Genomic DNA, 12,851 nt, shown 5'->3' with positions numbered 1-12,851 from the left:
CTCGCCCCTCCCACCACCCGCTGACACCACACCGACACCACCGTTGGAGCTCCGTCATGCCCACTTTCCCTGCACCGCACCCCGTCCCGGTCGTCGTGGACGTGCCCTTCGCCAACCTGCACGTCGTCGCCGGCGACCGTGACGACGTCGTCGTGACCGTCCTCCCCACGGACCCCTCGAAGTCCGGCAGCGTCCGCGCGGCCCAGGACGTCCGGGTCGACCGCGACGGGGACGCCGTCACGATCCTGTACCCCGGGTCGTGGAAGCAGTTCGTCCTGCCGTTCGCGGCCGGGACCGCCGACATCACCGTCGAGCTCCCGGCCGGCTCCGACCTGCGCGGCAAGGCGGGCACCCTCTACACCGAGGGCTCCCTCGGTGCCGTCGACATGACGCTCTCCGTCGCCGACGTCCGGCTCGAGGACGTCGAGCGGCTGGACCTCAAGGCCTCGGCCGGCTCGGTCGTCGTCGGCCGGGTCGCCGGCACCGCCGACGTCAAGGTCAGCGCGGGCTCCGTGCGGATCGGCGAGATCGCCGGCGAGGGCACGATCAAGGCCAGCAACGGCACGACGACGGTCGGCGCCGTCACGGGCAGCCTCGCCGTGCAGGGCGCGCACGGCGAGATCGCCGTGTCCCGGGTGGTCGGCACCCTCACCGCGAAGTCCGCGCACGGCGGCATCCGGGTCGACCGCCTGGAGTCCGGCAGCGTCACCCTCAGCACGTCGTTCGGCTCGATCGACGTGGGCGTGCCGGAGGGCACGGCCGCGTTCCTCGACGCGAGCTCCGAGCACGGCAGCGTGCGCAACCACCTCACGCCCACGGAAGGCCCCGTCGAGGACGAGGCCACCGCGGAGATCCACGCCAGCACCGGCTTCGGCGACGTCGTCGTCCGCCGGCCCTGACCCCACCTGAGAGAGACGGAGACCTGGACATGTCTGTCGACCAGTCCCTCGCGCCCGCCGTGCGGGTACGAGGCATCGAGAAGTCGTTCGGCGACCTGCGCGTGCTGCGCGGGGTCGACCTGGACGTGACCCCCGGGAGCATCTTCGCGCTGCTGGGGTCCAACGGGGCGGGCAAGACGACGCTCGTGCGGATCCTGTCGACGCTGCTCACGCCGGACGCCGGGACCGTGAGCGTCCACGGGCACGACGTCGTCGACCGGCCCGGGCAGGTCCGGGAGTCGATCTCCCTCACCGGGCAGTTCGCCGCGGTCGACGAGGTCCTCACGGGCCGGGAGAACCTCGTGCTCGTCGCGCGCCTGCGCCACCTGAAGGATCCCGGCCACGTCGCGGACGACCTGCTCGCCCGCTTCTCCCTGACCGACGCGGGCTCGCGCCGGGCGGGGACGTACTCCGGCGGCATGCGCCGCCGCCTCGACATCGCGATGAGCCTGATCGGCGACCCGCCGGTCATCTTCCTCGACGAGCCCACGACCGGCCTGGACCCGCAGGCGCGCATCGAGGTCTGGGCCACGGTGCGCGAGCTCGCCCAGGGTGGCACGACCGTCCTGCTCACGACGCAGTACCTCGACGAGGCAGAGCAGCTCGCGGACCGGATCGCGATCCTGCACCACGGCACCATCATCCAGAACGGCACCCTGGCCGAGCTCAAGGCGCTCCTGCCGCCCGCGCAGGTCGAGTACGTCGAGAAGCAGCCGTCCCTGGAGGACGTGTTCCTCTCCCTCGTCGGCGAGACCGGCGAGGACCCCACGACCCCGACGACCGCCGAGGGCACCCAGCCCGCCGGAGAGGAGCTCCGATGACCACGCACGTCCTGGCCGACACCCGTGTCCTGACCGGCCGCTCGCTGCGCCACATCCTGCGCAGCCCGGACACGATCATCACGACCGCCGTCACCCCGATCGCGCTCATGCTGCTGTTCGTCTACGTCCTCGGCGGCGCGATCGACACCGGCGCCGCCGGGTCGTACATCGACTACATGCTGCCCGGCATCCTGCTCATCACCGTCGCCTCGGGCGTCGCGTACACGTCCTACCGGCTGTTCCTCGACCTCCAGGGCGGCATCTTCGAGCGCTTCCAGTCGATGCCCGTCGCGCGGTCCAGCGTCCTGTGGGCGCACGTGCTGACGTCGCTCGTCGCGAACCTCGTCTCGGTGACGATCGTCGTCGGCGTCGCGCTCCTCATGGGGTTCCGCACCGGGGCGTCGGTGGGCGCCTGGCTCGCCGTGCTCGGCATCCTCGTCCTGTTCACGCTCGCCCTGACGTGGCTCGCGGTGGTCGCCGGCCTCTCCGCCAAGACGGTCGACGGCGCGTCGGCGTTCAGCTACCCGCTGATCTTCCTGCCGTTCATCAGCTCCGCGTTCGTCCCCACGGACACCATGCCGGCGCCGGTCGCGTGGTTCGCGGAGAACCAGCCGGTCACCGCGATCGTCGACACGCTGCGCGCGCTGTTCGGCGGGCAGCCCGTCGGCTCCGACATCTGGGTCGCGCTCGCGTGGCTCGTCGGGATCCTCGCCGTCGCGTACGCGTGGGCCGTCGCGATCTACCGGCGCAAGATGCGCTGACCGGGGGACGCGAACGGTCCCGGCACGGTGGAGGCGTGCCGTCCGAGCCAGGGGCGTGGCGCGGACGGCGTCCCGTGCCGGGACCGTCTGCCGGTGAGGGGCCGTGGTACGGCCCCTCACCTGTCTGTGCGGCGACCGCTACGCGGAGCGCTCGGGCCGGCCGGCCGGGATGACGTCCGGTCCGCCGGTCGCCTGGTCGGCCTCCGTCACCGCACCGATGTCGTCGCCGTGCACCGGCGCGCCCGGCAGGTCGACGTGCGGGGAGTCGGGCGGGGGCGGGGTGACGCTGCCCTCGAGCAGGTCGGGGCGGTCGGCGACGGTCGTGATGCCGCTCGAGACCTTGTAGCCCTTCCTGCGCATGGCGCGCGCCCGCTCGCCGGCCGACCGCAGGCGCGGGTTCACGTACTCGTCGATCCCGAAGTTGATGAGCGACAGGGCCATGCCGAGCAGCGCGATGCACAGGCCGGCGGGGACGTACCACCACCAGTAGTCGGGGAACGCGCCGTTCTGCTGGGCCCAGAAGAGGATCGTGCCCCAGTTGAGGTTCGTGATGGGGATGACCCCGATGAAGGCGAGCGTCGTCAGGCCGAGGACCGCGGCGGTCACCGTGCCGACGAAGCTCGACGCGATGATCGCGGTGAGGTTCGGCAGCATCTCGACGGCGATGATGCGGTGGATCGGCTCGCCGTTCGCCCGTGCCGCCTGGATGAAGTCCCGGTTCCGGAGCGACAGCGTCTGCGCCCGCAGGACGCGCGCGCCCCACGCCCAGCCCGTGATCGCGAGCACCGTGGAGACGAGCAGGAGGCTCGGGTTCTCCTGCTGGGACGCCACGATGATCATGAGCGGCAGGCCCGGGAGCACGAGGAAGACGTTCGTGAGCGCCGAGAGCGACTCGCTGCGCCAGCCCGCGATGTACCCCGCGGTCACGCCGATGATCACCGCGACGAGCGTCGCGATGATGCCGGAGACGAACCCGACGACCAGCACGCCCCGCGTGCCGTAGATGATCTGGCTGAGGACGTCCTCGCCCATGTGCGTCGTGCCGAGCAGGTGCTGCGCGGACGGCGGCTGCTTGAGCGCGGTGAAGTCCTTCTCGAGCGGGCCGTAGGGCGCGAGGAGGTCGCCGAAGATCGCGACGAGCGTGAACACGCCGAGGATGATCAGGCCGGTGAGCGACTTGCCGTTGCGGAACATCGCGAACGACGCCCCGGCACGGCTCGCGAGGCCGCGTCCGGAGGAGCCGCCCGGGGCGGCCGGCGGGGTCGCGGGCGCGGTGGCCTCGCTCGTCGCGGTCGTGGTGGTGGACGTCATGGCTCAGGCCTCCGTCTGACGCGTGCGCGGGTCGAGGGCGGCGTAGGCGACGTCCGCCAGGATGTTCGCGACGAGGACCGAGAGCGTGATGACGAGGAAGAGTCCCTGCATCAGCGGGTAGTCCTTCGCGTTGGTGGCGTCGAGCAGCAGCTTGCCCACCCCGGGGTAGGAGAAGACGAGCTCCATGACGAGCGTGCCGCCGACGATGAAGCCGAGGGACAGGGCGAAGCTCGAGAGCTGCGGCAGCACCGCGTTGCGCGACGCGTAGCGCGTGAGCACCTTGCGGGGCGGGAGGCCCTTGGCCTGGGCCACCGTCACGTAGTCCTCGTCGAGGACGGTGATCATCATGTTCCGCATCCCGAGCACCCAGCCACCGAGCGACGCGACGACGATGGTCAGGGCGGGCAGCGTGCCGTGCTGGATCACGTCCCAGGCGAACTCCCACGACCACTCGGGCGACGCGCCCTTGCTGTACGCGTGGGACGCCGGGAACCAGCCGAGCATGCTCGAGAAGACCGCGATGGCGATGAGGCCCATCCAGAAGTACGGGACGGTCGAGAAGAACGTCGAGATGGGCACGATCGCGTCGGCCTTGCTCCCGCGGCGCCAGCCGATGATCGCGCCGAGGCCGCTGCCGAGGAAGAAGCTGAGGATCGTCGCGATACCGACGAGCCCGAGCGTCCACGGCAGGGCGGCGGCGATCACGTCACCCACGGGGGCGAGCCCCTTGGAGAACGAGCGACCGAGGTCGCCGCTGAGCATGAGGCCCCAGTAGTCGATGTACTGCTGGAAGAGCGACCGGCCGTCGTCGAGCCCGAAGAGGGTGCGCAGCGACTCGGCCGCCTCGGGGCTGATCTTCCCCTGGTTCTTCGCGAGGTACGCGGAGACCGGGTCGCCCTTCATCATGCGGGGCAGGAAGAAGTTGATCGTGATCGCCGCCCAGGCGGTGAACAGGTAGAAGGCGGTGCGGCGGGCGAAGAATCGCAACGGGATCAGCTCCTCGACGATGCGGGGCCGGTGCCGGAGAAGTGGACCTCCGGGTTGGGCGAGGCATCGCGTAGCGCGCGGGTGTAGGGGTGCTGGGGCTCGAGGATCACGTCGTCGGCCGGCCCGTGCTCCACGACCTTGCCGTGGTGCAGGACCATGATCTCGTCGCTGAAGTGGCGCGCGGTCGCCAGGTCGTGCGTGATGTAGAGGACCCCGAGGTTCGCCTCGCGCTGGAGCTCGGCGAGGAGGTTGAGGACGCCGAGGCGGATCGACACGTCGAGCATCGAGACCGGCTCGTCCGCGATGAGCAGCGACGGGCGCGACGCGAGGGCGCGCGCGATCGCGACGCGCTGGCGCTGCCCGCCGGACAGCTCGTGCGGGCGGCGGTCCACGACGCCGCCGTCCAGGTGGACGCGGTCGAGGAGGCGGTGCACCTCGGCGTCGACGTCGTCCTTCGGGACCACGTGGTCGAGGCGCAGCGGGCGCTCGAGGTGGTGGCGGATCGTGTGGTACGGGTTGAGCGACGCGAACGGGTCCTGGAAGACCATGCGGACCTGCTGCCGGTAGCGGCGCAGCGCCCGTCCCCGGCGGGGGATGGGGGCGCCGTCGAGCAGGATCTCGCCGGACGTGGCGCGCTCGAGCTGCGTGAGGATCTTCGCGATCGTCGACTTGCCGCTGCCGCTCTGCCCGACGAGCGCGATGGTGCGCCCCGAGGTGAGCGTGAAGCTGACGTCGTCGAGCGCGAGCAGGTCGCCGGAGCCCCGGACCTTGTACTTCTTGCTGACGTGCGAGAACTCGAGGGTGGTCATCAGACCTGGCCTCCTGCGCTGGTCGTGGCAGTGCTCGCGGCCGCGGCCGCGGGCTCCGACCGGCCGCGCACGAACCCGCCCCGCTCCCCGGTGAGGCTCGGGAACGAGCCGAGGAGCGTGCGCGTGTACTCGTGCTGGGCGTGGTGGTAGATGTTCGCCGCGGTGTCGAGCTCGACGATCCGGCCCTGGCGCATGACCGCGATCCGGTCCGAGATCTCGAGGAGCAGCGGGAGGTCGTGCGTGATGAAGATGACCGAGAAGCCGAACTGCTTCCGCAGGTCGGAGATCTGCTGGAGGATCTCGCGCTGCACGAGGACGTCGAGCGCCGTCGTCGGCTCGTCCATGATCATGAGCTGGGGCTTGAGCGCCAGGGCCATCGCGATCATGACGCGCTGGCGCATGCCGCCGGAGAGCTCGTGCGGGTAGGAGCGCAGCCGGTCGCGTCCGACGCCGACGAGGTCGAGGAGCTGGGCGCTCTCCTCGGTCCGCTCGGCCTTGCTCATGCGGGGGCGGTGCGTCTCGAACACGTCGCCGAGCTGCTTGCCGACGGTGGCGACCGGGTTGAGCGCGTTCATCGCCCCCTGGAACACCATCGACGCCTTGTCCCACCGGAAGCGGCGCATCGCGTCGTCGTCCAGCGCGTTGAGGTCGACGTCCTCGCCCGACTCGTCGTGGAAGATCGCCGATCCCGAGGGGATGACGGCCGGCGGCTTGAGGAGCCGCTGGATGCCGTACGCGAGCGACGTCTTGCCGCAGCCGGACTCGCCGGCGAGGCCGAGGATCTCCCCGCGGTGCAGCGTGAGGGAGACGTCGCTGACGGCCTCGACGGGCGGGTCCACGTCGTAGACCACGCTGAAGTGCGAGACGGTCAGCAGGGGTTCGGTGTTCACGGGTCCTACCTGTTTCTGTGCTGGGGCCGGGCCGCACCGAGGCTCGCGCGGCGCGCGCCGCGCGAGCCTCGGTGACCTCACTCGGCCGGCTTGAGCTGGGTGAGGATCAGCACCGCGGTCGGCTGCGTCGGGTCCGCGTTGATGTACGGGTCGTCGTCGCTCGGCCAGCCGACGTAGTTGCGCGTGTTGAACTCCGTGATGAACGGGCGTGTGCCGATCGGCATGACCGGGACCTGCTCCACGAAGATCTTCTGCGCCTCGGCGATGGCCGTCGCGCGGTCCTCGTCCGTCGTCGCCGCGAGGTACGCGTCGAGGGCGGCCGTGGCCTCCGGGCTGTCGAAGCGGCCGAAGTTGTAGTCGGCGGCCTCGCCGATCGGCTTGAGCCAGCGGGCGTCCATCGTGTCGCTGTAGATGTCGTACGGCGTCGCGCCGGTCTCGGTCCAGTGCAGGATCGCGTCGAAGTCGCCCGTGCCCTTGGCGGCCCACCACGAGTCCGAGTCGGGCGTGTCGACCGTGGCCTCGACGCCGATCGCCTTGACCGACTCCGCGATGAGGCTGATGCCGGTGACGTAGTCGTTCCAGCCCTGCGGGACGCTGAGCTGGAAGGTGACGGGCTCGCCGTCGGGGTCGATCAGGGCGTCACCCTCGAACGTGTACCCGGCGTCGGTGAGGACCTTCTTGGCGCCGTCGACGTCGACCTCGTACTCCTCGCCCGCGAACTCGTCCGAGATGAACGGGTCGCCGGCCGGGGTCGGCAGTCCCGTGACGGAGGTGAGCAGGGGGACGCCGCCCTCGCGGGCGATCTGCTGGTGCTGCTCGCGGTCGATGACCATGTTGACGGCCTGGCGGAACGCGACGTCGTCGAACGGCTTCTTGGTCGTGTTGACGAACATCGCGTCGATGCCGAGACCGGCGGGGGCCCAGTACACGTTGTGCTCCGGGTCCTTGTCGACGAACGCCGACTGCACGTTCGGGAGGAACGCCTGCGCCCAGTCCGCGTCGCCGTTGGCGAGCGCGGTCGTCAGGGCGCTGTTGTCGTTGTAGGAGACGTAGTACAGCGTCGGGACCGCGAGCTCGCCGCCCCAGTAGTCGTCGCGCGCGTCGAGCTGGACGCTCTCCGTGCTGAAGCTCGTCAGCGTGTACGGGCCGGTGCCGACGGGGTCGGGGTTCGTCTCCGTCGTCGGGTCGGCGACGCCCTCCCACACGTGCTTCGGGACGACGAACCGGTGCAGCACCTTGTCCTGCTTGGCGAACATCGGCGTGCCGAACGTGACGGTGACCTTGTCGCCGTCCACGGCGACGTCCTTGATGTCGAGCGCCGCGGTGTTGAGCTCGGGCGTGTCGACCAGGATCTGGTACGAGTACGCGATGTCGTCGGCCGTGAGGTCCTTGCCGTCGCTCCACTTCACGCCCTCGCGGGTCGTGAGCGTGACCGAGGTGTAGTCCTCCGACCACGTGATCTCGGACGCGAGCCAGGGGCGGACCTCGTCCGACGGGTTGACGACGTTGACGATGCCGACGGGCTCGTAGATGGCGTTGACGTAGCCGAGCTTGAGCGCGGACGAGTCGCCGATCCACGGGTTGTTCGACTCGGTCGCGATCGCGCCGTCCGGCTTGGCGATGGTGAGGGCGGCGCCCGCGCCGGAGCCGGTCGTCTCGTCGTCGTTGTTGCCGCCCGTCGACGAGCAGCCGGTCAGCACGAGTGCTGTCGCGATGCCGAGGGCGATCGCGGAGGCCTTCAACCTCATGAATCTCTCTCCTTCGAGGGAACATCGTCCCCGGCGCGGTGCCGGGGCGGTGGAGCGTACGGGTGAAACGGAAGGGTGGCGTGGGGCGCTGGGTCACCCCGCGTGGACCGCGGTCCGGGCTACTCCTGTTCGGTGGTGCTCTCCTGCACCCGGACCGCGGTGTCCAGGCGGAGGTCGTGGACGGAACGCCCCGCCCGGAGCCGGTAGGTACCGGCCGGGAGGTGCCAGCGTCCGCTGTCGGTGTCCCACACCTCGAGCTGACGGCGGGGGACGGTCACGGTGACGTCGGCGGAGGCCCCCGCGGCGACGTCGACGACGGCGAACCCGCCGAGCCAGCGGACCGGGCGGTCGCGCTCGGCGACCGGGGCCGACGCGGGCGCGACCGGGGGCTCGACGTAGACCTGGACGACCTCGCGGCCGTCGCGGGACCCGGTGTTGGTGACGCGGACCGTGAGGATCACGTCTCCGTCGGGCGTGCGGGCGGGCAGGTGCTCGGGCTCGTCGGACGCGTCGTACGACCACGTCGTCCAGCCCAGCCCGTGCCCGAAGGGTGCGGCGGGGACGGCGCCCGAGCGCTCCCACGCGCGGTAGCCGACGTGGACGCCGTCGGCGTACTCGACGACGCCCTGGTCGGGGACCGCGTGCGGGACGGGGACGTCGGCCTCGGCGGCCGGGAGGGTCCACGGGAGGCGGCCCGCCGCCTCGACGTCGCCCGCGAGCACGTCCGCGATCGAGTGCCCGGCCTCCTGCCCGGGGAACCAGACCCACAGCACCGTGCGCGCGCGGTCGAGCCAGGGGAGCAGCACGGGGGCGCCCGCGTTCACGACGACGACCGCGTCCGGGTCGACGTCGAGGACGCGCTCGACGAGCTCGTCCTGACGGCCGGGCAGCGCGAGCGACGTGCGGTCCCAGCCCTCGGACTCGACCTCCTCGTTCGTCCCGACCACGACGACGGTCAGGTCGGCGGCGCGGGCGGCCTCGACCGCCTCGGCGATCTCCTGCTCGGCGCTCGGCGCGGGGACGCGGTGGCGCAGCTCCGCGCGGACGAGGTTGCCGTAGCCCTGGGCGCGCGTGACGAGGAGCGAGGCACTGACCCGCACGCGTCGCGGCGCGTCGACGTGCACGGTCGCGGGGACGCCCGCCGGGTTGTTGATCGACGAGTCGAGGATGACCTCGACGCCGGAGCGGCGGTCGTCCTTCGCGACGACGACGCCGTCGATCTCGATCGTGTGGCCCGGGACCGTGCCCACCTCGAGCACGTGGTCGCCGGGCTCGTCGAGGAGGACGTCGACGTCGAGCACGACGGTGTCGACCTCGGCGGGCAGGTCGCGCAGGAACCCGTCCCAGCGGGGCAGGACGGACTTGCGGAGCGTCGCGCCCTCGGCGTCGAGCCACGTCACCGCGACGGCGGCGCCGTCGGCGCTGCGTCCCTCCACGTCGAGGCGGGGGGCGAACCGGCGCGCGTCACCGCCGCGGGCCACCGTGAGCGTGGCGTCGGGCCAGCGCGCGGCCAGGCCCTCGGCGGGGGTGACGACGTGCGCGGGGTTGACGGTCGAGCTGCCGCCGCCGAGCACGTGCGGGCGCACGGCGTTGGGGCCGACGAGCGCGATCGACCGCGGCGCGGGCCGGTCCCAGACGGGGTTCTCGGCGTCGGAGCGAAGGACGACGGTGCCCGCGGCGGCGGTGCGGCGGACCAGGGCGCGCAGGTCGCCGTCGTGCGTGACCGGGCGCGCGGGCTCGTCGAGCGCGCCGACGCGACGCGCGAGCAGGAGGATGCGCGCGACCTTGTCGTCGATCTCGCGCTCGGGGACGCGGCCGTCCTCGACCGCGCGGACGAGGGCGTCCTCCCACGGGCCGCCCGGGCCGGGCATGACGACGTCGAGCCCGCCGTTCGCGGAGAGCTCGGTCGTGTGCGTCGCGACCCAGTCCGAGACCACGGCGCCGTCGAACCCGAGCTCGTCCTTGAGGACGTCGGTGAGCAGGTGCCGGTGCCCCGTCATGGGGCCGGACTCCACGCCGTCGTCCACCTGGTTGTACGCCGCCATGACGGACCACGCGCCCGCCGCGACCGCGTCCTCGAACGGTGCGAGGTAGACCTCGCGCAGCACGTGGGGGTCGACGTGCGACACGTACGACGTGCGCTGGGTCTCGGAGTCGTTGGCGACGTAGTGCTTGACGCACGCGGCGACGCCCTGGTCCTGGAGCCCGCGCACGACGCCGGTGCCGATCTGGGCGGTGAGGTACGGGTCCTCGGAGTAGCACTCGAAGTGTCGTCCCCCGACGGGCGTGCGCTGGATGTTGACCTGAGGGGCGAGGACGACGTCGACGCCGTGCGTGCGCGCCTCGCGGGCGAACGCCTGACCGGTCTCGTGCGCGGTGGCCCGGTCCCACGTCGCGCCGATCGCGCTGGGGGAGGGGAAGAGGATCGAGGTCTCGCCCTCGACCTCGCTCGTGCCGCGAACGCCGACGGGCCCGTCGGACATGACGACGGGGCGCAGCCCGAGCTCGTCCAGGGCGTGCAGGCGCCACATGGACCGGCCGGTGAGGAGGCGGACCTTCTCGCGGAGGGGCAGCTCCTGCGCGCGGGTGCGCAGGGTGTCGAGCTCCGCGGGGTCGCGCTCTCCCGCGAGGGACTGCGATGTCACGTACGTGCTCCTCGTCGTCGAGTCGTCTGTCGAGCGGAGAACTTACCGTGCAGTCAGTAAGTTGGCAAGAATCTGCGTTTCCGCAGGTCAGATCGATATCTCACCGTGACCTTCGGTGCGAGCGTGGCTCGGAGGTGGCGTCGCGTGCGTAGGATCACCCCGGACGGCGACGGACCGAGGACGTGCTCGGTGCACGGAACGCCGACGTCGGCGCCGACGGTGGCGCACCGGGCACCACGACGAGGAAGTGACGAGGCGATGACCACGAGCAGGCGGCGCCCCCGCGTGCGGGAGGAGACCCTCCGGCGCCGCGAGGAGATCCTCAAGGCCGCCATGGCGACCTTCGGGAGCAAGGGCTACCACAACGGCCCCCTGGCGGAGATCGCGGAGCAGGTCGACATGACCCACGCCGGGATCCTGCACCACTTCGGGTCCAAGGACCATCTCCTCCTCGAGGTGCTGCGCTACCGCGACGAGAGCGACGTCGCCGGCCTCGACGGGCAGCACATCCCGGGCGGCATCGACATGTTCCGCCACCTGGTCCGCACGGCGTTCCTCAACGCGCAGCGCGCCGGGATCGTGCAGACGTACGCCGTGCTCTCCGCGGAGTCCGTGACCGACGACCACCCCGCGCGCGCCTTCTTCGAGGGCCGGTACCGCACGCTGCGGAGCGAGGCCGTCGAGGCGTTCGAGGCGCTGTGCGCGGAGCGGGGCGTCGCCGTCCCCGCGAGCGTCCGGCACGCGTCGGCGTCGATCCTCGCGGTCATGGACGGGCTCCAGGTCCAGTGGCTCCTCGACCCCACGCAGGTGGACCTCGGCGAGGCGAGCCAGTTCGCGATCGAGGCGATCGTCGCCGCGGTGCTCGACCCGCGACCGTCCCCGCTCGGCCTCGACGGCACGGGTGGCGGCGAGCAGCCCGTGGCGCTCGACGGCGTCGTGCCGGCCGAGGCGGCCGGGCAGCCCGTGGGGGCCTGACCCCGGGCCCGGCGCTCCGTCGCCCGCGGACCTTCGGTCCCGCGTGGTCACGACCACGGGCCCTGTCCGTGGCGTCCGGCGACGGCGAGGATCGAGGTCGTGCAGACCCTCGCCCAGGCGTTGACCACCCAGTCGGAGGCGGCCCGGAAGAAGGTCGGCTCGGCGAGACGCCCGGCGCGCTACCTCGTCGCCGCGATGCTCGCCGGCGCGTACATCGGCGTCGGCGTCGTGCTCATGGTCGCGACGGCCGGGCCCTTCCTCGCGGCCGGGTCGCCGGGGGAGCGGCTGGTCGCCGGGGGCGTGTTCGCCGCGGCGCTGACCCTCGTCGTGTTCGCCGGGGCCGAGCTCGCGACCTCGGCCATGATGATCCTCGCCCAGGGCGTCGCGACGCGCGCCGTCCGGGTGCGCGACGCCGTCCTCACCCTCGGCCTGTGCCTCGTCGGCAACCTCGCCGGCTCGATGCTCTTCGCGTTCGCCGTGACGAAGGCCGGGGTGCTGCACTCCAACGCGGCCGCGGGGGAGATGGTCGCGTCCATGCTGCGCGCGAAGGCCCACGAGACCGGCGGCGAGCTCTTCTTCCGCGGCGTCCTGTGCAACCTCCTCGTGTGCGCCGCGATCTGGGCCTGCGGTCGCCTGCGTTCCGAGGCGGGCAAGGCGATCGTCCTGTTCTGGGCGATCCTCGCGTTCATCGCCTCCGGGTTCGAGCACGTGGTCGCCAACATGACGACCTTCTCGCTCGGCCTCCTCGGCGGCCTGGGCCCGACGACGTGGGCCGACTTCGCCCGCAACCTCACCTGGGTGGGCCTCGGCAACCTCGTCGGCGGGGCCGTCGTCGTGGGGCTGGCGTACGTCGTCGTCGCGGGCCCCGCTCTTCCCGCTGGCTCGACGAGCCGCCCGCAGAGAATGAGGCGGCCGCAGTTCGAGGAAGGCCTTGGGGAAATCCCAAGTCGCCGGTAGGCTGCTCGG

General features: G+C 71.9%; 11 protein-coding genes. 5 read left to right on the top strand and 6 right to left on the bottom strand.

The window, feature by feature from the left end; all coding sequences use genetic code 11:
* Positions 1-56: 56 nt before the first annotated feature.
* From FB00_RS07545 to FB00_RS07535, 3 genes are read left to right on the top strand one after another with little or no spacing between them, the layout of a single operon-like run.
* Entirely contained in the window at positions 57-899 is an 843-nt protein-coding gene (locus FB00_RS07545; protein WP_047232287.1) for a DUF4097 family beta strand repeat-containing protein, read from the top strand.
* Between the two features lie 29 nt (positions 900-928).
* Positions 929-1,759 carry an ABC transporter ATP-binding protein gene (locus FB00_RS07540; protein WP_047232286.1) on the top strand — a complete coding sequence of 277 codons (831 nt, stop codon included), beginning with the start codon at positions 929-931 and terminating at the stop codon, positions 1,757-1,759.
* Positions 1,756-2,520, top strand: a complete 765-nt coding sequence (locus FB00_RS07535; protein WP_047232285.1) for an ABC transporter permease — start codon at positions 1,756-1,758, stop codon at positions 2,518-2,520. Before FB00_RS07540 ends, FB00_RS07535 begins: the two co-directional genes overlap by 4 nt.
* A 138-nt stretch (positions 2,521-2,658) precedes the next feature.
* Here the strand turns inward: FB00_RS07535 and FB00_RS07530 are convergent, their stop codons facing one another.
* From FB00_RS07530 to FB00_RS07505, 6 genes are all read right to left on the bottom strand, one after another.
* Complete coding sequence (locus tag FB00_RS07530) at positions 2,659-3,831, bottom strand: ABC transporter permease (RefSeq protein WP_082141099.1); 1,173 nt, start codon at positions 3,829-3,831, stop codon at positions 2,659-2,661.
* A gap of 3 nt (positions 3,832-3,834) precedes the next feature.
* On the bottom strand, positions 3,835-4,818 hold the full coding sequence (locus FB00_RS07525; protein ID WP_047232284.1) for an ABC transporter permease: 984 nt from the start codon (positions 4,816-4,818) through the stop codon (positions 3,835-3,837).
* Between the two features lie 5 nt (positions 4,819-4,823).
* Positions 4,824-5,627 carry an ABC transporter ATP-binding protein gene (locus FB00_RS07520; RefSeq protein WP_047232283.1) on the bottom strand — a complete coding sequence of 268 codons (804 nt, stop codon included), beginning with the start codon at positions 5,625-5,627 and terminating at the stop codon, positions 4,824-4,826.
* Positions 5,627-6,517 (bottom strand): ABC transporter ATP-binding protein, encoded by an 891-nt coding sequence (locus FB00_RS07515; protein WP_047232282.1) that lies wholly within the window; start codon positions 6,515-6,517, stop codon positions 5,627-5,629. The genes FB00_RS07520 and FB00_RS07515 overlap by 1 nt, the downstream gene beginning before the upstream one ends.
* Before the next feature lie 77 nt (positions 6,518-6,594).
* Positions 6,595-8,265, bottom strand: coding sequence for an ABC transporter substrate-binding protein (locus FB00_RS07510; RefSeq protein WP_047232281.1), 1,671 nt, complete (start codon positions 8,263-8,265; stop codon positions 6,595-6,597).
* Between the two features lie 119 nt (positions 8,266-8,384).
* On the bottom strand, positions 8,385-10,910 hold the full coding sequence (locus FB00_RS07505) for a beta-glucosidase family protein (protein WP_231581762.1): 2,526 nt from the start codon (positions 10,908-10,910) through the stop codon (positions 8,385-8,387).
* A 258-nt stretch (positions 10,911-11,168) separates the two neighbouring features.
* Between FB00_RS07505 and FB00_RS07500 the strand changes: the two genes are divergently transcribed.
* Together FB00_RS07500 and FB00_RS07495 are read left to right on the top strand one after the other, a co-directional pair.
* The gene (locus FB00_RS07500) at positions 11,169-11,885 is read left to right on the top strand and encodes a TetR/AcrR family transcriptional regulator (RefSeq protein ID WP_082141098.1); all 717 of its coding nucleotides are present in this window, start codon (positions 11,169-11,171) and stop codon (positions 11,883-11,885) included.
* Positions 11,886-11,984: 99 nt separating this feature from the next.
* On the top strand, positions 11,985-12,842 hold the full coding sequence (locus FB00_RS07495; RefSeq protein ID WP_047232280.1) for a formate/nitrite transporter family protein: 858 nt from the start codon (positions 11,985-11,987) through the stop codon (positions 12,840-12,842).
* Positions 12,843-12,851 lie beyond the last annotated feature (9 nt).

Source organism: Cellulosimicrobium funkei (assembly GCF_001019615.1).
GTDB classification, from domain to species: domain Bacteria; phylum Actinomycetota; class Actinomycetes; order Actinomycetales; family Cellulomonadaceae; genus Cellulosimicrobium; species Cellulosimicrobium cellulans_E.
This window is presented reverse-complemented; position numbering and strand designations above follow the sequence as displayed.

What these genes read in the sequence shown, in the direction of transcription:
- FB00_RS07545 (WP_047232287.1), top strand. Translation starts at nt 57, where the DNA reads ATGCCCACTTTCCCTGCACCGCACCCCGTCCCGGTCGTCGTGGACGTG.
- FB00_RS07540 (WP_047232286.1), top strand. Translation starts at nt 929, where the DNA reads ATGTCTGTCGACCAGTCCCTCGCGCCCGCCGTGCGGGTACGAGGCATC.
- FB00_RS07535 (WP_047232285.1), top strand. Translation starts at nt 1,756, where the DNA reads ATGACCACGCACGTCCTGGCCGACACCCGTGTCCTGACCGGCCGCTCG.
- FB00_RS07530 (WP_082141099.1), bottom strand. Translation starts at nt 3,831, where the DNA reads ATGACGTCCACCACCACGACCGCGACGAGCGAGGCCACCGCGCCCGCG.
- FB00_RS07520 (WP_047232283.1), bottom strand. Translation starts at nt 5,627, where the DNA reads ATGACCACCCTCGAGTTCTCGCACGTCAGCAAGAAGTACAAGGTCCGG.
- FB00_RS07510 (WP_047232281.1), bottom strand. Translation starts at nt 8,265, where the DNA reads ATGAGGTTGAAGGCCTCCGCGATCGCCCTCGGCATCGCGACAGCACTC.
- FB00_RS07500 (WP_082141098.1), top strand. Translation starts at nt 11,169, where the DNA reads ATGACCACGAGCAGGCGGCGCCCCCGCGTGCGGGAGGAGACCCTCCGG.